23 protein-coding genes are annotated in these 21,212 nt (G+C 61.1%); 12 read left to right on the top strand and 11 right to left on the bottom strand.

Annotated features, from left to right (window positions below):
• Positions 1-2,176 (top strand): ABC transporter permease (locus tag VNZ65_RS12230; protein WP_325669325.1); only part of this gene is annotated, 2,176 nt, incomplete at its 5' end.
• Positions 2,176-3,267 (top strand): carotenoid 1,2-hydratase, encoded by a 1,092-nt coding sequence (locus VNZ65_RS12225; protein WP_325669323.1) that lies wholly within the window; start codon positions 2,176-2,178, stop codon positions 3,265-3,267. The genes VNZ65_RS12230 and VNZ65_RS12225, both read left to right, overlap by 1 nt.
• A 117-nt stretch (positions 3,268-3,384) precedes the next feature.
• On the opposite strand, the gene VNZ65_RS12220 is transcribed toward VNZ65_RS12225, so the two are convergent.
• Positions 3,385-4,251 carry a LysR family transcriptional regulator gene (locus tag VNZ65_RS12220; RefSeq protein ID WP_325669320.1) on the bottom strand — a complete coding sequence of 289 codons (867 nt, stop codon included), beginning with the start codon at positions 4,249-4,251 and terminating at the stop codon, positions 3,385-3,387.
• Positions 4,252-4,399: 148 nt separating this feature from the next.
• Between VNZ65_RS12220 and VNZ65_RS12215 the strand changes: the two genes are divergently transcribed.
• The 3 genes from VNZ65_RS12215 to VNZ65_RS12205 all read left to right on the top strand — a co-directional run bounded on the left by VNZ65_RS12215 (position 4,400) and on the right by VNZ65_RS12205 (position 6,519).
• Positions 4,400-5,800 (top strand): MFS transporter, encoded by a 1,401-nt coding sequence (locus VNZ65_RS12215; protein WP_325669319.1) that lies wholly within the window; start codon positions 4,400-4,402, stop codon positions 5,798-5,800.
• A 165-nt stretch (positions 5,801-5,965) separates the two neighbouring features.
• Positions 5,966-6,352 carry a hypothetical protein gene (locus tag VNZ65_RS12210; protein ID WP_325669317.1) on the top strand — a complete coding sequence of 129 codons (387 nt, stop codon included), beginning with the start codon at positions 5,966-5,968 and terminating at the stop codon, positions 6,350-6,352.
• Positions 6,353-6,375: 23 nt separating this feature from the next.
• Positions 6,376-6,519: a hypothetical protein gene (locus VNZ65_RS12205; protein ID WP_325669315.1), complete on the top strand. Its 144-nt coding sequence runs from the start codon at positions 6,376-6,378 to the stop codon at positions 6,517-6,519.
• A gap of 33 nt (positions 6,520-6,552) precedes the next feature.
• Here VNZ65_RS12205 and VNZ65_RS12200 read toward each other — a convergent pair whose 3' ends face one another.
• The 5 genes from VNZ65_RS12200 to VNZ65_RS12180 all read right to left on the bottom strand — a co-directional run bounded on the left by VNZ65_RS12200 (position 6,553) and on the right by VNZ65_RS12180 (position 9,609).
• A complete protein-coding gene (locus VNZ65_RS12200; RefSeq protein WP_325669313.1) occupies positions 6,553-7,167 on the bottom strand; it encodes a glutathione S-transferase in 615 nt (204 codons plus the stop codon).
• 177 nt (positions 7,168-7,344) lie between these two features.
• Complete coding sequence (locus VNZ65_RS12195; RefSeq protein WP_325669311.1) at positions 7,345-7,611, bottom strand: hypothetical protein; 267 nt, start codon at positions 7,609-7,611, stop codon at positions 7,345-7,347.
• Positions 7,612-7,642: 31 nt separating this feature from the next.
• Complete coding sequence (locus VNZ65_RS12190; protein ID WP_325669309.1) at positions 7,643-7,828, bottom strand: hypothetical protein; 186 nt, start codon at positions 7,826-7,828, stop codon at positions 7,643-7,645.
• A gap of 462 nt (positions 7,829-8,290) precedes the next feature.
• Positions 8,291-9,058 carry an anti-sigma factor gene (locus VNZ65_RS12185; RefSeq protein WP_325669307.1) on the bottom strand — a complete coding sequence of 256 codons (768 nt, stop codon included), beginning with the start codon at positions 9,056-9,058 and terminating at the stop codon, positions 8,291-8,293.
• Positions 9,055-9,609 carry a sigma-70 family RNA polymerase sigma factor gene (locus VNZ65_RS12180; protein WP_325669305.1) on the bottom strand — a complete coding sequence of 185 codons (555 nt, stop codon included), beginning with the start codon at positions 9,607-9,609 and terminating at the stop codon, positions 9,055-9,057. The genes VNZ65_RS12185 and VNZ65_RS12180 overlap by 4 nt, the downstream gene beginning before the upstream one ends.
• 170 nt (positions 9,610-9,779) lie before the next feature.
• Here VNZ65_RS12180 and VNZ65_RS12175 point away from each other — a divergent pair, with 170 nt between their 5' ends.
• Positions 9,780-10,700 (top strand): metallophosphoesterase, encoded by a 921-nt coding sequence (locus VNZ65_RS12175; RefSeq protein WP_325669303.1) that lies wholly within the window; start codon positions 9,780-9,782, stop codon positions 10,698-10,700.
• 2 nt (positions 10,701-10,702) lie between these two features.
• Positions 10,703-11,068 carry a cupredoxin domain-containing protein gene (locus VNZ65_RS12170; protein ID WP_325669302.1) on the top strand — a complete coding sequence of 122 codons (366 nt, stop codon included), beginning with the start codon at positions 10,703-10,705 and terminating at the stop codon, positions 11,066-11,068.
• 8 nt (positions 11,069-11,076) lie between these two features.
• Here the strand turns inward: VNZ65_RS12170 and VNZ65_RS12165 are convergent, their stop codons facing one another.
• Positions 11,077-11,670 carry a YdeI/OmpD-associated family protein gene (locus VNZ65_RS12165; RefSeq protein WP_325669300.1) on the bottom strand — a complete coding sequence of 198 codons (594 nt, stop codon included), beginning with the start codon at positions 11,668-11,670 and terminating at the stop codon, positions 11,077-11,079.
• Between the two features lie 154 nt (positions 11,671-11,824).
• Between VNZ65_RS12165 and VNZ65_RS12160 the strand changes: the two genes are divergently transcribed.
• Positions 11,825-12,238, top strand: coding sequence for a MarR family winged helix-turn-helix transcriptional regulator (locus VNZ65_RS12160; protein WP_325669298.1), 414 nt, complete (start codon positions 11,825-11,827; stop codon positions 12,236-12,238).
• Between the two features lie 2 nt (positions 12,239-12,240).
• Positions 12,241-13,998 carry a chloride channel protein gene (locus VNZ65_RS12155; RefSeq protein WP_325669296.1) on the top strand — a complete coding sequence of 586 codons (1,758 nt, stop codon included), beginning with the start codon at positions 12,241-12,243 and terminating at the stop codon, positions 13,996-13,998.
• Between the two features lie 77 nt (positions 13,999-14,075).
• Here the strand turns inward: VNZ65_RS12155 and VNZ65_RS12150 are convergent, their stop codons facing one another.
• The 3 genes from VNZ65_RS12150 to VNZ65_RS12140 all read right to left on the bottom strand — a co-directional run bounded on the left by VNZ65_RS12150 (position 14,076) and on the right by VNZ65_RS12140 (position 17,287).
• Positions 14,076-14,519: a transposase gene (locus VNZ65_RS12150; RefSeq protein WP_325669294.1), complete on the bottom strand. Its 444-nt coding sequence runs from the start codon at positions 14,517-14,519 to the stop codon at positions 14,076-14,078.
• Between the two features lie 65 nt (positions 14,520-14,584).
• On the bottom strand, positions 14,585-15,679 hold the full coding sequence (locus tag VNZ65_RS12145; RefSeq protein ID WP_325669292.1) for an aromatic ring-hydroxylating dioxygenase subunit alpha: 1,095 nt from the start codon (positions 15,677-15,679) through the stop codon (positions 14,585-14,587).
• A gap of 933 nt (positions 15,680-16,612) precedes the next feature.
• Complete coding sequence (locus VNZ65_RS12140) at positions 16,613-17,287, bottom strand: haloacid dehalogenase type II (RefSeq protein ID WP_325669290.1); 675 nt, start codon at positions 17,285-17,287, stop codon at positions 16,613-16,615.
• Between the two features lie 53 nt (positions 17,288-17,340).
• Between VNZ65_RS12140 and VNZ65_RS12135 the strand changes: the two genes are divergently transcribed.
• From VNZ65_RS12135 to VNZ65_RS12125, 3 genes are all read left to right on the top strand, one after another.
• Positions 17,341-17,889 carry a thermonuclease family protein gene (locus tag VNZ65_RS12135; RefSeq protein ID WP_325669288.1) on the top strand — a complete coding sequence of 183 codons (549 nt, stop codon included), beginning with the start codon at positions 17,341-17,343 and terminating at the stop codon, positions 17,887-17,889.
• Between the two features lie 86 nt (positions 17,890-17,975).
• A complete protein-coding gene (locus tag VNZ65_RS12130; protein ID WP_325669286.1) occupies positions 17,976-19,115 on the top strand; it encodes an NHL repeat-containing protein in 1,140 nt (379 codons plus the stop codon).
• 413 nt (positions 19,116-19,528) lie between these two features.
• Entirely contained in the window at positions 19,529-20,020 is a 492-nt protein-coding gene (locus tag VNZ65_RS12125; RefSeq protein ID WP_325669284.1) for a type VI secretion system tube protein Hcp, read from the top strand.
• Positions 20,021-20,082: 62 nt separating this feature from the next.
• Here VNZ65_RS12125 and VNZ65_RS12120 read toward each other — a convergent pair.
• The coding region (locus tag VNZ65_RS12120; RefSeq protein WP_325669282.1) for a TonB-dependent receptor domain-containing protein at positions 20,083-21,212 on the bottom strand (1,130 nt) is incomplete at its 5' end.

Raw genomic sequence — 21,212 nt, 5'->3', positions numbered from 1 at the left:
CGGCGTGCCGGCGCCGCAACAGCCCTTCGACACCCTTGCCGACGACGCCATTTTCCTGTCGACGGCGGCGCAAGAGTGGCTGCATGTGCAGCCCGGCGGCCAGCTGGCGCTGCGCAACGGCACCGGCCTGGTGCATCTGCGCGTGGCCGGCGGCCTGGCAAGCGCGCGCGCCGGACAGCGGCTGGCGGTGATGGATATCGGCGCGGCGCAGTGGCGCTTCGACCGTATCGGCAAACTGTCGCATATCGATCTCAAGCTGCAGCCCGGCGTCAACCGCGCCGCCTTCAGGGAACAGCTCGGCAAGCAACTGCCGGCCGGCCTGCACGTGACCGAGAGCCAGGACCAGGACAGCCGCAACGATAATATGTCGCGCGCCTATCGCATCAACCTCAATGTATTGGCGCTCGTGGCGCTGTTTACCGGCGCCTTCCTGGTGTTCTCGACGCAGGCGCTGTCGGTGATCCGGCGGCGTCCGCAATTTGCCCTGCTGCGGGTGATCGGCTTGCGCCGCTCCCAGCTGTTGCGTCAAGTGCTGCTGGAAGGCGGCTTGCTCGGCTGCCTGGGCGCCTTGCTGGGACTGGCGCTGGGATATGGCCTGGCCGCCGCTGCCCTGCATTTCCTTGGCGGCGACCTTGGCGGCGGCTATTTCCGCGGCGTGCAAGCCACGGTCCGCTTTGACCTGCCAGCCGCGCTGCTGTTCTTTGCCTTGGGCAGCGGCATCGCCTTGCTCGGCAGTCTGGCGCCGGCGCTGGAAGCGGCCAGGGCGAAGCCGGCAACGGCGCTCAAATCCGGCAGCGAGGAAAGTGCGCTGACGCGGCTGGCGACACCGTGGCCTGCGCTCACCTGCCTGCTGCTGGGCGCTCTGCTGACGCGCTTGCCGCCGCTGTTCGGCTTGCCGCTGTTTGGCTACCTGGCTGTGGCGCTGCTGCTGATCGGCGGCATCACCCTGATGCCGCGGCTGGCAGCGCTGGCGTTTTCCGCATTGCAGAGATTCAGCCTGGGGCGCCGCATCGGCGTCGTCCTCACGCTGGTGCTGGCGCGCCTGGCCAATGTTCCGGGACAGGCAGCGATCGCGCTAGGCGGCGTGCTGTCCAGCTTCAGCCTGATCGTGGCGATGGCCATCATGGTGTCGAGCTTTCGCGTCTCGGTCGACGACTGGATGCAGCAACTGTTGTCGGCAGACCTGTACGTACGTTCCGCCGGCGGCGGCGAAACCGGCGCCATGCGCTTGGCCGAACAGCGCCAGCTGGCAACGGCGGCCGGCGTGGCGCGGGCCGACTTCCTGCGCACCGCGCCGCTGACGCTGGACCCGGCGCGGCCGCCGGTGATACTGATCGCGCGCGGCATCGATGCCGCTGATCCCGGCCACAGCTTGCCCCTGGTCGGCCCGCAGCTGCCGGCGGCGCAGGTCGCCGCAGCGATTGCCGCCGGGCAGACGCCGGTATGGGCCTCGGAAGCCATGGTCGACATCTACCGCTACCGCCTCGGCCAGCATCTCATGCTGGCGATGGCCGGCCACAGCCAGCCGGTGGTGGTGGCCGGCATCTGGCGCGACTATGCGCGGCAGTCGGGCGCGATCCAGTTGCGTCTGGCGGACTACCAGCGCCTGAGCGGCGACACGGACGTCACCGACGCCGCCCTCAGCCTGCAACGCGGCGTCGATCCTGAGACAGTGATTGCGGCGCTGCGCAAGCTGCCGTTCGGCGCGGCGCTGGAATTCTCGCAGCCGGGAGAAATCCGCGCCACCACCTTGAAGATTTTCGACCGCAGCTTCGCCATCACCTACCTGCTGGAAATCGTCGCCATCGTGATCGGCCTGTTTGGCGTCGCCGCGACGTTTTCGGCGCAGACGCTGGCGCGCGCCAGGGAATTCGGCATGCTGCGCCATGTCGGCGTCAGCCGCCGCCAGATCCTTGCCATGCTGGCGCTGGAGGGCGGCTTGCTGACGGCGCTGGGCATGGCGGTCGGTTTCCTGCTCGGCTGGGTGATCAGCCTGATCCTGGTGTTCATCGTCAATCCGCAATCGTTCCACTGGACCATGGATCTGCACATGCCCTGGTTCGGCCTGGCCCTGGTGGCGCTGCTGTTGCTGGTTTCCGCCGGCGCCACCGCTTTGCTGGCGGGCCTGCGCGCGGTCTCTATCGATGTATTGCAAGCGGTGCGGGAGGACTGGTGATGCAGCAGAAAATCTTCAGGCGGCTGGCCGGCTGCCTTGTATGCATCCTGATGTCGTGGATACTTCCATCATTCGCCGCCTCACCCGAGTTTGCACAAGTGCTTCCTGACAAGCAGCTGACGCTGCCGCAAGACACCGGAGCACATCCCGACTTTCGTACCGAATGGTGGTATGCCACGGGCTGGCTCACCCTGCCTGACGGCAAGCCGCTCGGCTTCCAGATTACTTTTTTCCGCTCCGCTACCGGCAACGACCGCGCCAATCCCAGCGCCTTTGCGCCTAGCCAACTGATCATCGCTCACGCAGCGCTGTCCGATCCCGGCCTGGGCAAACTGCTGCACGATCAGAAAAGCGCGCGCGCCGGCTTCGGCCTGGCCTATGCCAAAGAGGGCAATACCGACGTCGCCCTGGATGACTGGCGCCTGCAGCGCCTGGCCGACGGCCGCTATCTGGCCAGCGTCGCGGCGCGCGACTTCACGCTGGAAATCAGCCTGACGCCAACCCAGCCACCCTTGCTGCAAGGCGACGGCGGCTATTCGCGTAAAGGACCGCTGGCTGCGCAAGCCAGTTACTACTATAGCGAACCGCAGCTGCGTGTAAACGGCAAGGTAAGCCGCGCCGGCCGGTCCCAGGCAGTCAGCGGCAGCGCCTGGCTGGATCACGAATGGTCGACCAGCGTGCTGGCCGCCGATGCCGTCGGCTGGGACTGGCTGGGCGCCAACCTCGACGACGGTTCAGCCTTGATGGCTTTCCAGATCCGCCACCGCGACGGCAGCAAGCTGTGGGCGCACGCCGCCTTGCGCGACGCCGGCGGCAAGGTTACCCAGTTCAGGTCCGAACAAGTCAGCTTCCAGCCTCTGCTCAGCTGGCGTTCGCCGCGCACCGACGCCAGTTATCCGGTGCAGCAGGTGCTGCATACCGGCGCCATCGAGTGGTCGCTGGCGCCCTTGCAAGACGACCAGGAACTCGACTCGCGCCTGTCGACCGGATCGGTGTATTGGGAAGGCGCGGTGACGCTCAACCGCAATGGCCAACACGCCGGACGCGGCTACCTGGAGCTGACCGGCTATCTCAATGCATTGAAATTCTGATTCATCAGACTTTTCCATGGCCGTAAAAATATTTAGGTGTAGGGTGGGCACGCCTTTGTACCCACGCGGTACGGATTACAAAGGCGTGCCCACCCTGCCGCCTAAAAAATGACTGCCTCAAGCGCCGCCGTAGGCTTCGATGATGGCATCGGCTACCGCGCGTACCCGCGCCGTACGGTTCAAGTCGCCATGCAGCACCAGCCAGGCGTCATACCCCTCGCTGCGCTGCGGCCAGATCCGCACCAGCCGTGGGTCGCGGTCAGCCATGTGGGTCGGCAGCTCGCCTATGCCTAAGCCGGCGCACACGGCTTCGATCAGCATCAGTCCTGAGTTGACCTCCATCGCTATCCTGGCATTGCCGATAGCTTCGCCGCACAGAGCATCGCCCTGGTAAGACGCCGTGCCTTGCTGATAAACCACCAGGTCATGCCCGGCCAACGCCGTGCCGGGCTGGGGTTCGCCGCGCAGTTGCAAATAGCTATCGGCGGCATACAAACCGACTTCCAGACGCCTCAGATGGCGTGCAATCAGATCCGGATTGCCGGGCCGCACAGTGCGCACCGCCAGATCCGCTTCGCGCCGGGTCAGATTCGACACCTGGGTAGAGGTACTCAGCACCACGCGGACATCCGGATGCAAGGCGTGCAGGCGCCGCATGGCGGTCATCAGGAAATGCTTGCCCGTGGTATCGCTCGCGGCCAATCGCACTACGCCGCTCAAGCGATCGTCGATGCCCAGCATCTGCCGCTGCAGCTGGTCGGCGGCATGTTCCATCCGCTCGGCTGCGGCAAACGCCAGTTCGCCAGCCGGCGTCGGCACATAACCGCTGGGGGTGCGCAAAAACAGGCGCGCCCCCAGCGCCTGCTCCATGCTGCTCAGACGGCGGCCAGCGGTGGCCTGGTCCACCTGCAGCAACGCCGCCGCGCCGCGCAGAGTGCCGGCGCGGTAAATGCCGAGGAAAATCCGGGCGTTGTCCCAATCCATAAATCCTCCCATCCATAAGTCTCTCATGGCTGCACGTGATGCATTTTTGCATCACACCAATGAGATTATGCTGATTTATTACATCGCAAGAGCAGGCTACCATAGAGTCATGCTTAGCGGCATTGCCGCATTACAGGAGAAACTGATCATGTCAGCGCAATACCACACCCCAATCGCCAGCCCCGTGACGCCCGGCGGTTTGCTGCCGTTGCTGACGCTGGCCATCGGCTTCGTGATGGCGATGCTGGACGTAACCGCCGTCAATGTCGCCTTGCCCGCGATTTCCCATGCTCTGTCGGCGCCGTTGAGCGGCCTGGTATGGGTGGTGGACGGCTACACCCTGACCTTTGGCGCCCTGCTTCTGATCGGCGGCGCACTGGCCGACCGTTACGGCGCCAAGACCATGTACCTGAGCGGGCTGGCAGTGTTCATGCTCGGCTCCCTGCTGTGCGGCGCCGCGCCCGACGGCCATACCCTGATCGCCGCCCGCATGCTGCAAGGCGTCGGCTCGGCCCTGTTCATGCCCAGTTCGCTCAGCTTGCTTACCCACGCCTATGAGGACGACCGCGTCCGTGCCCGCATGCTGGGCTCGTGGTCGGCGATTGTCGCGGTGGCGGCGGCCACCGGCCCGCTGGTCGGCGGCATGCTGGTCGACAGTTTCGGCTGGCGCAGCGTGTTCCTGATCAACGTTCCGCTTGGCTTGCTGGGGCTGCTGCTGGCGCAGACGGTGATTCCGGCCACTCCCAGGCAATGGCGGCCATTACCCGCCGCCAGTCACGCGCTTGGCGTCACGGCACTCGCCGGCCTGAGCTTTACCTTGATCGAAGGTCCGGGGCTTGGCTGGACTTCCGCGCCTATCCTGGCGGCTGCGGCGCTGACGGCAATCGCCATTGCACTATTGGTGCGGCGCGAACGGCGCGGCGCGGAACCGTTGCTGCCGCGCGCATTGTTCGCCACGCCGCGCTTTGCCGCCGCCAATACGATCGGCTTCCTGATCAACTTCAGCACCTACGGCCAGCTTTTCCTGCTGAGCTTGTTCTTGCAGCAGGCGCGCGGCGCCGGCGCCTTGCAGGCTGGCTTGCAGCTGTTACCGATGATGGCGATATTCGCCGTCAGCAACTTGATGTCGGGACGGATTACCGCGCGTTGGGGCGCGCGCGCCCCGATCCTGGGGGGCTTGCTGCTGGCCGCCTTGTCTGCTGCGCTGCTGACCCGCATGCGGCTCGACACGCCCTATCCGTTGTTTGCGCTGGCAGTCGCCATCGCCAATTGGAGCGTCGGCATTGCGTCGCCGGCCATCACCGCCACCATGATGCAATTAGCCGGACGCAGCCATGCCAACAGCGCCGCCGCGGCCCTGAACGCCAACCGCCAAATCGGCGCCCTGGTCGGCGTCGCTGTCGCCGGCAGCATCCTGCATGCCGCTGCCAGCTGGGACCACCGCCTGCCGCTCGTCTTTGGCGCCATCAGCCTGGCTTACGCCGGCGCCGCGCTGCTGGCCTGGCGCTATATCGAGAGCCCGGCGCAAGCCGCTTGCGCACACGCTTGACGGCAGCCGCGCAGCGCGCAGCGCGGCGTTGCTATCGACCTGATCCGATTGACGCCGGGCTTCCATTTCCTGCAACGCAGGCTAAACTTAAAACCGGGACCAAAAGATGATACATTTAACCTCGATAGCTTAATTTCAACGAACTGCATTTTTATCGGGAGACGCATGAAACGTCCATTGACAGGTCCATTTCTAATTCTCGCCACCACCCTTCTCCTCGCCGGCTGCGACATGATGCAGCCCAATGTGCGCAGCTATACGCCACCGCCGCGCAGCACCCCCTCAGCACCTGCACCGGTATCACTGTCGGAATCGCTGAGCCCATCGGAACAGGTGATCGACGTGCCGCAAACAAGCGCAAGCACGGCAGCGAAACGCGGAGAATTATCCGAAGTAGTGGAACGCATGGCGCGCCGCAACGCTTGCGCGCCGGCCGCCAGCGCCACCCTGATCGCCAAGACCAGCGCGGTAGAGACGTATCAGATCAGCTGCCAGGATGGCCAGCAACAACTGTACAAGTGTGAGCTGCGGCAGTGCCGCTTGATGAATTAAAACCAGGCCGACAGGTGGTTTTCATGAAAACAGCACTAGGCATGTTTGTCCTCGTTTCATTGCTGGCCGGCTGCGCCTACCCGCATCTGGACTGCAACGATCGCGACGCCCGTCCAAGCTGGTGCGACGATACCGGCGGCATGCACGGCGCCGCCCATCCGCAATGAGGCCCTGCGGCCGGCACGAGCGGCAATCCACGCTTAAACCGGCGGTGCGGCGATGAATTCAGCCAGCTGCTCTGCCTTCTCTGAAAACGCCTGCAGCACCGGATAGTCCGAGGCGACGACGATTTCCGGCAACATCATCTGCGTGAAACTCCAGGCTACGGCGGTCGTCAGCCCTGCCTGGTTGATGGTCCGGCTGCTCACTTCCAGCGGCTGTTTGCGCAATTCAAGCTCCAGCGCCTGATAGGCCGCGAACAGCTGCCCCTGGACTCGATCCAGCCACGGCGCATGCTGCTTTTCCGGCGGCCGCAAGTTGTGCTCGTAGACGATCTGTATGCTTTTCTCGCACGCCGCCAAGGCCAGGCCGATAATCCGCAAGGCATGCAGGCGTTCGCCGATCGCCGTCGGCATCAGGCTTTTACCGGGGGCCGCCAGCGCTTCGGCATACTCCAGGATCAGGGAAGAATCCATCAGCAATCCGCCGTCGTCGCACACCAGCGTCGGCGCCTTGACCACCGGATTAATCTGGCGGAACTGTTCAAAAGTGCTGAATACCGAAACCGATTGATGCTCGAAGGGGATGCCAAGCAGTTGCAGGGAAATCGCGACGCGACGGACATACGGTGAGTCAAGCATACCTATGAGCTGCATGGTTACTCCTGTGGATGATGTGATAGAAGCGCCGGCCGCATCGGGCAGCCCGCGCCCGCGACGATGGAAATCGTAGCATGAAACCGTGTCGGCACATGGCGCACAGGACTGCGCGATGTATAAAGGACTTGCTGGAAGATGCGTGAGCGGCAGACAGGTACTGCCGGAGAGCCGGTTCTAGGATTGCGAGTCAATCCAGATTTTTGCCCATTCGCTGCCGAGACATTGTGCTTCGGTCTCGCTTAGCGCCGCAATCGGCGGTTTGAAGACCAGTTCGATGGCCCCGTCGGGACCTGATATCGCTATCATCGCGATCACTACTTCATATTTGCCGCTGGCAAGGGCATTGATTTTCAGCGAGTACCTGAAATTACCATGCTCACGCTGTGCTTCAACTAACATAAATTCTTGACAAGATAAAAATTTCAAACGCGTTTGATGCATGCTGCTACAACACCATCCTCAACTCGCTACTTCAAGCTTCTTCTACTTCACGCTTGGCCGGTGTCGCATAGATATCGATGCACTTGTAAGTATCGGCGCAGCGCTTGGGATCGCCGCCGGCTTCCAGACTCTTTTTGAATTCCGCCGCTTCGGCGGTACTGTCGAACTCGTAAGCCAGTCCTTTAAACATCACGGTTGCATCATGAAGCCTAACCATTGCAATCTCCTTGGTTTCATATTGAAGAAAGGATGAGTCATCCTAGCATCGTTAAAAGTATCCGTTTTCCCCTTATTGCAAGAAATGGTAACGACACTTGTCCTGCGGCCCTGTGCGGGAAAGACACGTACAGTATTGCGGCAAGAACGCCAAAGTCGGTACCGCCGGAGCGGTCCGCTTGGTCAGATTGATATTACGCTTTTGAAGTTCCCTGATGAACTGTCAATAGTGGCAGTGTTTTATCAGCGCGGCGATGTCTTATGGACAGGCAGACAAGGTTCCGCGCGCTACTGCCGCTCCAGACTCATTCACTTTCGTCGACGAAACGGCATCTGTCAAACAGCTAAATGTTATTAAATTGTAGATCCCCATCAGGAAATGCTAAAGAGCGCAACAAAACAAAAGGCCCCGATCATGTCGGGGCCTTTTGTTTTGCGCTTCAATGATGCATGCGGCGCTGCATCATTGCCTGACCATCGAACGCACCATGCCGCCGAACTGCTCCAGGTCCCTGGCCGCCAGGTCCGACACCGCCCAATAGCTCATACCGTCCCAGGTCCAGCGCACCAGATGATAGCCTTGCCGGTTTTGCAACTGCGGCGCCACATCTCTCTCCGTCGTCGGCCATATGTACAAATTGATCGGATGCTGTGCGTGCCGGTAGACCAGCGCCGCGACCGGCCGCCCGCCGAGATAATCGAGGCGGCCGCCGGTCAGCGGAAAGCCCTGCGACGCCAGATCGACCACCGGCGGTGAAAAATTCAGCTTGCCGTTGAACCACGGCTTGACCGTGTGCTGGTCGGTCGACACCACATCCGACAGATGATCGACCTGCAGCGAGCGCACATGGCTGGCGACCACTTCATCGGTCAGCTTATCCTGGTCCGAAGGCAGATTGAGATAGAGGCCAACGCTCCAGGCCAGCGCCAGCATCGCCGCCAGCGCCGCACCGGCGTTGCGCCAGTTGATGCCCCAGCTGCGCTGCCAGAATCTGGTGCTGGCTTCATCCTGCGGCAAGGCGGCCATGATGCGCTGCGTCAGGTGCGCCGGCGCATCGAAGTAGGCAGCTTCCTTCTTGAAGCGTGCACTGACGATACGCTGCGCCGCATACTCGCGCTGGCAATCGGCGCAGCCCTCCAGGTGACGCTGGAGCTCAAGCGTCTCGACGATGCCGAGCTCCTGGTCGACATAGGCGGGCAACAGCTCTTGTACTTCCTGATGGTCCATCATCGCTCCTGCGGTGCGGTATCCGGCGCCAGAATCGCCGCCAGCAATTTACGGCCGCGCCCGAGACGCGACATGACGGTGCCGATGGGGATGCCGACAATGCCGGCGATCTGCTTATACGATAGCTCTTCCAGTTCGCGCATCACCATCACCTCGCGGAACTCCAGCGGCAAGGCTTGCAGCGCCTGTTGCAGCTGCCGTTCGCTGTCCTTGCTGATCAACAGCGCCTCTGGATTATTGTCGGTCGGCATCTGGCCGATGCTGTCGCCGGTTCCGGCATGATGCAATTGTTCGTCAAACGCGGTCTCCTGGCGCAGCTTCTGGCGCTCCTGATACCAGCTGTAAAAGGTATTGCGCACAATCGTCAGCAGCCAGGCGCGGCCGTCTTCGCCGTGGAAGCCGTCGAAAAACCTGAAAGCACGCAGATAAGCCTCTTGCACCACATCCTCCGCGTCCTGGTGGTTGTGGGTCAGCCAGCACGCCAGGTTGAACGCAGAGTTCAGGTGTGGCAGCACGACAGTTTGGAATCGCTTCTTTTTTATCGAGTCGCTCATTCACGCGTTTCCAGGGTTCATGTAGCACTAGACCGCCGATATGAAGAATATATTCCCGAAAAGACGAATAAAACAAAAAAAAGAAACGTCGATAAAAACGGGAATAAATAACAGGGTACACCGGTATGGGGTTTTGTCGATCAAGTGATCGCGATAACCACGGAGGGATCATGAAACAAGCCCATGCCGGCGCCCATGCCATCAACCGCCGCAGCTTTCTGCGGCTGGCGGGATTAGGCGGCGCCATCTATGTATCCGGCCTGAGCGGCTGGTCCAGCGCTGCCGCCCTGCCAGGGGGGGCGAACGAAGACTTCTTTTTCATCCAGCTGTCCGATACGCACTGGGGCTTCGAGGGCGCACCCAATCCGGACGCCCGCGGCACCCTGAAAAAGGCAGTGGCGGCGGTCAACAGCCTGGAGCAGGTGCCGGATTTTATCGTCTTCACCGGCGACCTGACGCATACTACCGACGATCCGCAGGAACGCCGCCAGCGTATGCGCGAGTTCAAGGACATCGCGGCCGAACTGAAGGTAAAGAATGTGCACTTCATGCCTGGCGAGCACGATGCTTCGCTGGACCACGGTGAAGCCTACCAGGAATTTTTCGGCAAGACCCACTACAGCTTCGCCCACAAAGGCGTCAATTTCATCGTCATCGACAATGTCTCCGACCCCACTGGCGCCATCGGCGAGACCCAGCTGGCGTGGCTGGCCGATGAATTGCGGCAGCTGCCGCCGCAAGCCCGCATCGTGGTCTTCACGCACCGCCCCTTGTTTGACCTCTATCCGCAATGGGACTGGGCCACGCGCGACGGCGCCAAGGCGGTCGAACTGCTGCAGGCGCATGCCAACGTCACCGTGTTCTACGGCCACATCCATCAGGAACATCACCACATGACTGGCCATATCGCCCATCATGCCGCGAAGTCGCTGATTTTCCCGCTGCCGGCGCCCGGTTCGCAACCCAAACGCACACCGCTGCCGTGGGACGACGCCTATCCGTACCGCGGCCTGGGATATCGGCAAGTGGCAGCGCAAGCGGCCAAGCCGATGGATTACCAGCTGACTGAACTGCCGGTACTGAAAGGCTGACCATGGATATCCATAACAAACGACGCCTGCTGCTGGCCGGCGCGGCTGCCGGCGGTCTGGCCGTGGCCACGCGGCTGGTGCTGGCGCAAACGCCGGAACGGGTGATCAAGATCGTCGCCAAGAAATTCGACTTCACGCCGGGCGAGATCCGCCTGAAGAAAAACCAGCCGGTGACGCTCGAGTTCACCACGCTGGATGTCGTCATGGGTTTCAACCTGCCGGACTTTGCGGTTCGCACCGACATTCTTCCCGGCGCCACTTCACGCCTGCGCTTCACGCCTGACAAGAGCGGTGAATTTCCTTTTCACTGCGACGTCTTCTGCGGCTCCGGCCACGAAAGCATGACCGGCACCGTGATCGTTTCCTGAAGCCGTCGTCAAGGGTGCAGCTTCTTGTGCTCGCTCAGCATTTGGGTGAAGGCCGCAATCCGCTTGACGCGGGTTTCGGCCTTCTTCGCGGTCTGGACCCGGAACAGGACCGCATAGCGGTTCTGGGCGTCAAGCGTGGCAAAGAATGCCTGCGCCGCGGGGTTGGCGTCGAACGCCTCCTGCAGATCGTCCGGGATCGCCGCGGTGCGGGCCGAATCGTAGGCGACTTCCCAGCGGCCATCGGTTTTTGCCCGTTCGACTTCCTGCAGTCCGGGCGCCTGCATCTGGCCTGAGGCGATCAGCGCCAGCGCCTTGTCGCGATTGATCTTTGACCAGATGCTGCGCGCCGATCGCGGCGTGAAGCGCTGCAGCCAGAATTGCGCGTCGTCGCTTTTCTTCTGGCCGTCTATCCAGCCGTAGCACAAAGCCAGCTCCAGCGCTTCCGGATGCGTCACGGAGCGCGATTCGGCATGCTTCTTGGCAAAGCGCAGCCAGACGCCGGGGGACTTGCCGTGTTTTTTCTTCAGCCATGCGGCCCAGGCCTTCTTGTCTTCAAACTGCAATATCGAGACATCCTCGGCCGGCTTACGTTCCAGGCTCATGGGCTTTTCCAGGGAAAAGAGAGAGGCCCATTATTGCCCTGCATTTACCGTATGGCAACACCCCCAACGCACCGGCGGCTTGGAAATATATATCGTATTATGATATATTTGCTCGCCTCACCTTATCATCCATCAACCGGATCCTCAACAGCAGATGCCAAGCACATCCCTATCCAAACAAGACTTCGAGGCCTTGTCCTCGTTCCGTTATCAGTTGCGCAAGTTCTTGCGCTTCAGCGAAGAAGCTGCGCAAGCCGAAGGCGTGACGCCGCAGCAGTACTTATTGCTACTGCACGTCAAAGGATCGCCCGGCCGCAACTGGGCCAGCATCGGCGAACTGGCCGAGCGCCTGCAATCGCAGCATCACAGCGTGGTCGCCCTGGTTTCACGCTGCGAAAAACTGCAGCTGGTGCAGCGCCGCAGCAGCGACACCGACCGCCGCCAGGTCAACATCCATCTGCTGCCCGACGGCGAGCGCTGCCTGGCCAAACTGGCCGAACTGCACCATGCCGAGCTGAATACCCTGAGCGATATTTTCCGCATCCCTACCATCAATACCCAGGACTAGCCATGGCGGCCACTGCACACCACCATCACAAGCGCGATTTCGCCGCCGATACCCGGCTGCTGCGGATTTCCCTGATCGCCGTCGTCATCGGCGGCTGCGGCACGCTGGCGGCATATGCCCTGCTGAACCTGATCCGGCTGTTCACCAACCTGTTCTTTTATCAGTCGCTCTCTTTCGCGGTGCGTTCGCCGGCGGGCAATCATCTGGGCTTGTGGGTGATCCTGCTGCCGGTGCTGGGCGGCCTGGTCGTCGGCCTGATCGCCCGCTTCGGCTCGGAAAAAATCCGCGGCCACGGCATTCCGGAAGCGATCGAAGCCATCCTGTTCGGCAAGAGCAAGATGTCAGCCAAGGTCGCCGTGCTCAAGCCGCTCTCCTCCGGCATCGTGATCGGCAGCGGCGGCCCGTTTGGCGCCGAAGGACCGATCATCATGACCGGCGGCGCCATCGGCTCGCTGATCGCGCAACTATTCCATTTGACGGCGGCGGAGCGCAAGACCTTGCTGGTGGCCGGCGCCACGGCCGGCATGACCGCGGTGTTCGGCACGCCGGTGGCGGCGGTGCTGCTGGCGGTGGAATTACTGCTGTTTGAGCTGCGCCCGCGCAGCCTGCTGCCGGTGATCGTCGCCTGCGCCGTGGCCGGCTTCACCCGTCCGCTGCTGCTTGAGGCCGGCCCGCTGTTTCCCTTGCAAACCGGGACGATCGGTCTGAGCGCCCTGTTCTCCTGCGTGCTTGCCGGTATCCTCGGCGGCGCCTTGTCGGCCCTGATGTCGAGCGCCTTGTACCGGGTCGAAGACCTGTTCGGCAAGCTGCCGCTGCACTGGATGTGGTGGCCGGCGCTAGGCGGCATCGCAGTCGGCATAGGCGGCTATTTCGAACCGCGCGCGCTGGGCGTCGGCTATGATGTCATCGGCGATCTGTTGAACGGCAACCTGCTGATGCAGGCGGCCTTGAGCCTGCTGCTGGTGAAAGCGGTGATCTGGGTCATCGCGCTCGGTTCCGGCACCTCCGGCGGCGTCCTGGCGCCGCTGCTGATCATCGGCGCCGGTCTCGGCACGGTGCTGGCGCCCTGGCTGCCGGGCGGCGACGCCCATCTGTGGCCGCTGGTATGCATGGCTGCAGTGCTGGCCGGCGTGCTCGGCGCGCCGCTGACCGCCGCCGTGTTCGCCTTCGGCCTGACCCACGACACCAATGCCCTGCTGCCGCTGCTGCTTACCACCGGCGTCGCCTACGGCTTTACCGTACTGACCATGCGGCGATCCATCATGACCGAAAAGATCGCCCGCCGCGGCTACCACATCTACCGCGAGTACGGCGTCGATCCGCTCGAACGTCAGCATGTGGATGAAGTCATGAGCCATACGGTAACGGCCATTCCGGCCTACCTGACCATCGCCGAAACCTTGGCGCAGTACTTCGGTCCGCAACAGGTGCATCGCTGCTATCCGGTGGTCGATATCGAATATGGTTTGCTGGGCATGGTCGAACGCAGCAGCTTCAGTCCGCAAGCCGATGGCAGTAATGCGCTGGCGACATTGTTCAATCCTGCATACCTGGAGCAATCCGCGGCCTTGGTTGCACTGCCTTCCGAAACCTGCCGCATCGCGGCAGCGCGCATGGCGACTCACCATCTGGAACGGCTGCCGGTAGTCACCGATCTGCACAGCCGGCGCCTGATCGGCATCATCAGCCGCAGCGACCTGATCAAGCCGTCGCGCCTGTTTTTTGATGAAGAACAAAAGCGCGAGCGCCTGTTGCGCTAGTGCACCGCAGGCCGCGGCGCCTGTCCCTCAGGATGCGCACGGAAATCGGCTCCGCTGCGCCGTGCATGCGCCTCTTCTCATTTGCTGATGGTCCTTTGCCGCGTAGGCCCCATCACCAGCCGCAGCCAGTCCGAAGCGGCTTCAATTTCGCTGCCGCTCTTCAGCGCGGGCCAGCTGTATGCCTGCCGCGCGCTCCTCCGGTTCGCTTTCTGTGCTGCGCGCAGCCGGACGTGATCGGCGTGAGCAACGATCTTTTCGAAATGCGCCAGCAGTTCGGGATCGTCCTTCACTTCTGCCTTCAGGCGATGCCAGATGCCGCACAGGTTCCAGCGCCGAAAGCGCATGTATGCCGTGTTCCACTTGCCAAATTCGGGCGGCAGGTTACGCCACCTGCGCACGCCGACATACCAGAATACCGCTTCGATGAACAGCCTGTTGTCGCGCGCCTGCATACCTGGATCGCCCTCTCTGCCAAGCAGCAGCGGTTCCAGTTTTTCCCATTGTTCATCTCTAAGAATCATTTTTCACTCCTGTGATGGTTTTCAATAAAATTTTCCGGCGACGGCGCTGACAGCGTCCCAATGTCCTACTGGCTGCGGTACCACTCGTGGAAATGCCGCGTTCCGTCCTCCATCGGCGACTGGTACGGTCCGCTGTCATTGGCGCCAAGTCCGCGCAGGACGCGCCGCCCGGCATCCATGCGCCGCGCCACTTCATCGTCTTCGGCGGCGGTTTCCATATAGGCCGCTCGCATCGCCGCCACTGCATCCGGCTCGAACAGCGCGATTTCCTCTGGGAAGTAGAACTCGATCACGTTGGTGGTCTTTTGCGGCCCGCGCGACCACAGGGTTGAAATCACCAGCATGTGTGGGTAGCACTCCACCGTGACATTCGGATACAAGGCCAGCCAGACCGCGCCGTACTTCGGTGTCTCGCCGTGATCCGATTGAAGGGCCAGCTCTTGCCATTTCATGTAGGGCAGCGAACCCGACTTTCCCTGCCGCCGGTTGAAGCCCACTGTCTGCACGGCGCAATCCTTGCCCAGCCGCCACTCCAGCTGATCGCAGCGGACAAAGCTGCCGAGCCCGGGATGGCAGGCATCGACGTGGTAGTCCTCCATGTAGACCTCGATGAAGGTTTTCCAGTTATAGTCGCATTCATGGACAGTGAGATGGTCGAACTGGTAACCGCTGAAATCGAATTCCTTGATCGGCTCCAGCTGTGCCAATTTTTCCGCGACGCTGAAGCCGTTCTGCTCGAATAGCAAGCCGCCCCAACTTTGCAGCGGCGCGCTGGACAAACTGATGCAGGCCGGGGTGGCGTCGAAATGCGGTGCGCCGGTCAGTTCGCCCTTCAGGTCGTAGGTCCAGCGATGCAGCGGGCAAACGATATTGCCGACGCTGCCGCGGCCGTCCAGCATCTTGGCCTGGCGATGGCGGCAAACGTTGGACATCAGTTCGATGCCCCGCGCATTACGCACCAGCATGCGGCCCTCGTTCTCATGTGCCAGCGTGGCGTAATCGCCGACCTTGGGCACCATCAGTTCGTGGCCGACATAGCGTGGGCCACGGAAGAACAATTGCTCGATTTCACGCTTCAGCAGCGCTTCATCGAAATAAACATTGACCGGAAGTTGCGCGTCCAGGGGCGCAAGCTTGGTATTCGAAGCCAGATCAAACATCCGTTTTCCTTCATCGTATCAATTAGAAAACGCATTCCAGGTCTTTTTACCGGCTGCGGTTTTCCCTTTGTCGCGCAAGAAAAACAGCGGGAAAAGATGGGCATGTTTTTCAAAATCACATCAGCTGCGCATGGGAAAACGCCACGACAAGCCTTCCTTGAAATACGTCAGTTATCGACGGCCCGGAACGCAATTTCCAGAAAAAAACAATTTCGTCCTGGAATGGATAATGGAACAGATAGGAATGAGGGCGTTAGGCAATTGATGAAGAAGCAACATGCGGATCATGCAAATTGAAATCGATTCTTGACGGCTGCGAAAGATGGTCTGGCAGATTCTCTGTCGTAAAAACATGGTTTTTTGGGCTTTCTATTTTTTCATCTCCAGCAATCCGGTAAAAAAATCGGCATGGTTGGTCCAGGTTGGCAGTCACCGGAAATGCGTCATCGAACTCGAAAATACGAACCCGCCGCGCCGGCAGGCGCAGGCAGCTCCTGGCGTTGGCGCGAACAGGGAGGATCAGGCTTTGTACCCGACAGGTTTGCTCGTCAATCTGCGTGACAGGAGAGTTGCAGGAACACGGCCGGCCGCGCTCCCGCTGCAGGCAACGCGGACGGACAAAAGCCCGTCGTGTTACCCAAAGCGATCCTTACACAGATTCCGTGAGAGATACGCAGACAGGATGAAATTTGACATGGCTCTGACAATTCACGACAAATGGATTGCCGCGCGCGCCGTTAACCTTGTCGCCAAGACTTCAGGTAACAATCAGGTTTCGAGAAAGGAAAACTGTAGGCAGGCAAGCTTGATGCCGGCGCCAGTCGCCGGCCTTGGCCCATAGCGGTAGGCGCGCCGAGGAGATATAGCGGGGCGCAACGACGCGATACGGGTCAAGGACCAGCGAGATGCCGACAGATGAGGCAGGACACGACACTAAACTTCAATCCAGTCCGCCAGCTCTTCCAGTCCTTGGACGATGTGATCAGGAGACTGGCCCAGCTCGTCGAAGGCATTCCCTGCGCGGTTGATCCAGCACACTGGATAGCCGAAATGGCGCGCTCCCGATGCATCCCAGGCGTTGGAAGAAACAAACAGCAATTCGGAACGGTGACGCTGCATCTGCTGTTCAGCCAAGCGGTAGACGCTGTCGTGCGGTTTGAAGATCTGCACGCTGTCGGCGCTGATCAGGTGGGCGAAACGATGTTCCAGCTGTGACGCCGCAACCACGCTGCGGATCGAGTTGGCTGAACCGTTGGAGAGAATTGCAAGCGGTATCGCCATCGCCTGCAGCCTGGCCAGCGCGGCCGGCACCTCGGGGAAAGGCTGGATCTTAAGATACTCCAGGCACAGCGCTGAGCAGGCGGCCTGGTCCAGCGGCAGTTTCAAGTGACGCGACGCAAACACCAAGGCGTCATGCGTGACCTGTTCGAAATCGACATACGCCCCCATCAGGCTGCGCAGCCAGGTGTATTCCAGCTGCTTTTGCCGCCACAGGGCGCTCATCTCGCGGCCCCGGCCCGGGTGATAACGGTCGCATGGCGCCGCTACCGAATGCACATCGTAAAGCGTGCCGTAGAGATCGAATACGATACCTCTTACATTTTTCATTGCCATGCTCCTGTAAACTCAGCCTGCCGGGATAACCGGCCGCCACCACGTCAATGACCGCCGCCGTCCACATGAAAACCCTCCGCGCCACCGCCCTACTATTCGCGCTGCTGTGCGCGCCGCCGGCCGCGCACGCGCACAAGGTGCTCTACATAGCCGACGGCGACAGCCTGACGCTGCAGGCAGGCCGCAAACGCATCAAGCTGCGCCTCGCCGGCATCGATGCGCCGGAAATAAAGCAAGCCTTCGGCCAGAAGTCCAGGCAGTCACTGTACCAGCTATGCTGGGGCAAGGATGCCCGCTACGATGCCAAGGCAATCGACCATTTCGGACGCACCGTGGCAACGCTGCGCTGCGATGGGATTGACGCCGGCCGGGCCCAGGTGGAACGCGGCATGGCCTGGGCCGCTGCACGAGCCGGCAGCCATCTGAAAATGCTTGAAACCGCCGCCCGCAACGCAAAAGCAGGATTATGGTCGGACCCGCATCCTGTCGCACCCTGGCGTTTTCGCCACGGGACGGACACAGACGCGGCCTGTCGCACCGGACCGCGCGGCGGCCGCTATCAATGGATTAACGGACGCAAGATATACGGCTGCTAAATCATGTTAAATTTGAGCAATCTTGACACACGAACATCCGATTCACACTTGCCTGCTTCGGCCGACCCCAACTGAAATCTACCTACATGCGACTACAAAAACTGCCCGCCGGATTTTCCCTTTGCCTGCTTGGCCTGATGCTGGCCGGCTGCTGCAAGAACAGCCAGACTACTTCATGCGATAACGCCAGCAATAGCAATACCAGCGCCGGCAGCAGCGACGGCAGCGGCAATAGCGTGCGTTTCAACCAGCCAAGCGGAATTGCAGTCGATGCCGGCGGCAACCTGTTTGTCAGCGACACCGGCAACAACACTATCCGCAAAATCACCGCCGCCGGCGTCGCCACCACCATCGCCGGAAGCGCCGGCAATGCCGGCAGCACGGACGGCAACGCCCAGAATGCGTTGTTCAACCAGCCCGGCGGCATCGCGCTCGATACTGCCGGCAACCTGTATGTTGCAGATACCCAGAACAACACCATCCGCAAAGTGAGCGCAGCCGGCGCCGTCTCGACCCTGGCCGGCAGTCCCGGACAAAGCGGCCAGGCCGACGGCAGCGGCGGCAATGCCCGCTTCAATCAGCCTTGGGGCGTGGTGCTTGATTCAGCCGGCAACCTGTATGTTGCCGACACCGGCAACGATACCGTGCGCAAAGTCAGTCCGACGGGCGTGGTCACTACGCTGGCGGGCACTGCCGGCAGCATCGGCAGCCAGGATGGCAGCGGCAGCAGCGCCAGCTTCAACCTGCCGCAGGGCATCGCCATCGATAGCCTGGCGAATCTGTATGTCGCCGACACCGGCAACAACACGATCCGCAAACTGACCCAGGCCGGCGTCGTCAGCACGCTGGCCGGCACTGCCGGCAACAGCGGCAGCAGCGATGGCAGCGGCCAGCGCGCCAGCTTCAATCAGCCGAACGGCATCGTCGTCGACAGCTCGGGCAATATCCGTATAGTGGACAGCGGCAACCAGCTGCTGCGCAGCGCCTCCGCTTCCGGCGTCGTCAGCACTCTCGCCGGCAATGCCGGCACTGCCGGCGCCGCGGACGGCAGCGGCAACAAGGCCAGTTTCAACCAGCCCAAGGGCATCGCCAGCGACGCTGCCAACAATATGTATATTGCCGACACCGGCAATAACCTGCTGCGCAAGGCGACGCCCGGCGGTCAGGTCACTACCCTGCTATCCGGCGGCAACGGCTCATCGTGCCTCTGTCTTTTCAATTTCTGATGTAAGTCAGTGCGTTTGGCAGGCATTTCTTATTATGGCGTTGAAATGATTGCAATAAAAACATCCTTCCTGTAAATTTGTGGCAAAAATACCATTTACCCGGTGCGGCCTGACGGGATTTATTGGACATCTGCCGGAATTGATGCGATAGTTGCACGATAGAAACTAATTAATTGCCCAAACGATACAATTGTTTGCAATTGGGCATGCCAAGCTGAGATAGAGTCAGACTTGCACATGTGAATCAAACACTTAATCTGGCGCCGTCATACAAGAGTCCCGGCAGTCATATTTGGTGAGTGAAATGTTGTCCTGTTCTTGATTTCGATCAGACAGAACATTCTGTTTTAACTCGTCTGGCGGCGGCACGGCCAGCATCACTTAAGTCCTAACCTCAATAAGGGAGCAATACCATGGCAATCGACGTATACCTGCAAATCAACGGCATCAAGGGCGAATCGACCGACAGCGCACACAAAGACTGGATCGAGTGCAAATCGGTACAGTGGGAAGTGCTGCAGCCTAAGTCGGCTACCGCATCGACCGGCGGCGGCCACACAGCCGAGCGCTGCGAGCACAAGGACATCGTGCTCACCAAGATCGCCGACCTGGCCACCCCTTTGCTGCTGCAGAACTGCTCGTCCGGCAAGACCATCGACAGCGCCAAGTTTGAATTCCTGCGCGCCGACGGCAAGGGCGACCGCATCAAGTACTTTGAAATCGAACTGTCGAACCTGCTGATCTCCGATGTCACGCCATCCGTCACCGAAGGCGACGTACTGAGCGAAACAGTCAGCCTGAAGTACTCCAAGGTGAAATGGAAGTACACCCAGCAAAAAATCGGCGGCGGCTCCGGCGGCAACACTTCCGGCGGCTGGGATCTGTCGACTAATAAAACCGCGTAATCTCCCCCCTCTCAAAAAAGATCCGCGGCATTTCAGTGCTGCGGATCTTTTTTCTTCCGGCATCAATATTTCACTGCCAGCTTCAGCCAGGCGCTGCGTCCCTGGTCATTGATTGGCGTATTGGCGGCATAGCCAAAGCCGGTATTGCCTGCCAAGTTGAGGTGTTCCGCATAAGCCTTGTTGAACACATTATCGACGCCGGCAATGAGCTGCACCGATTTGGAAAACGCATAAGCGCCATTCATCGAAAATACGCCAAAGCCCGCCGTCGGACCGAAATCCTTGCCGACGACATTGCCGTCATTGAGCGCAATCCGTTTTTGCGCGGAAACCAGGCGCCATAGCGCGCCGACTGACCAGCGGCCGTTGTTGTAACTCAAGGAAAACCGGGTATCAAGCGGCGGCATCTGCGGCAAGGCCTTGCCATCGCTACGGTTGCGGCCCCAGGCATAGGCCAGCGAACTTTCCAGCTTCCAATGCGAGGCAAAATCATAGGACGCGCCAAGCTCGCCTCCCATGATCTGCGCATCGACATTATTCGCCTGCGACTTCCCACCCATGGGGCCGGACAAATACGAAAACAGGATGTAATCGTCGACCACGCCAAGATAAGCCGATGCCCAGGCCTGCCATGCCCCGCCTTTGTATTGCGCGCCGAGATCCAGCTGCGTGGTTTTTTCCGGGCGTACGCCGGCAAAGGCATTGCTTGCCCCCGCCGGCGCCAAGTTTGGCGAAAACAGTTCCCAATAGTCAGGGAAGCGCTCGGCATGGCCCAGTCCGGCGTACAGAGTTACGGCCTTCGATGGCAAATCGTATTCATAGCGGGCAAAGCCGCTCGGCAAGGTCACCCGCCGTTCTGTATTGACAGTAGGGTTAGGCACCGCCATCATGCCCTGCCCCAGCGTGCTGCGCTCATCTTTCGCCGTCGCATAATCGATGCGCACGCCGCTGATGAGCCGCTGCCGCGGCGCCACGGACCAGGTCGCCTCGCCAAACGCGCCTATATTGCTGAAAGCGGCATCCTTGTTCCACGGATTTCGCGCGTAAGTATTGATGCCCATGCCGCTGCGCGCACGGTGCGCGTTGTGTTGCATGTCCACACCGGTGACCAGGCTCAGCGCATCGTCCCACTCCAGCGTCGCCGCAAGCCTGGCGCCGACGGTGCGGCGGTCGACTTGCGACGCCATCGGCA

Source organism: Collimonas sp., assembly GCF_035566555.1.
Classification (GTDB): Bacteria; Pseudomonadota; Gammaproteobacteria; order Burkholderiales; family Burkholderiaceae_D; genus Collimonas.
The sequence above is the reverse complement of the archived record's forward strand: the minus strand, read 5'-3'. Positions and strand labels throughout refer to the sequence as shown.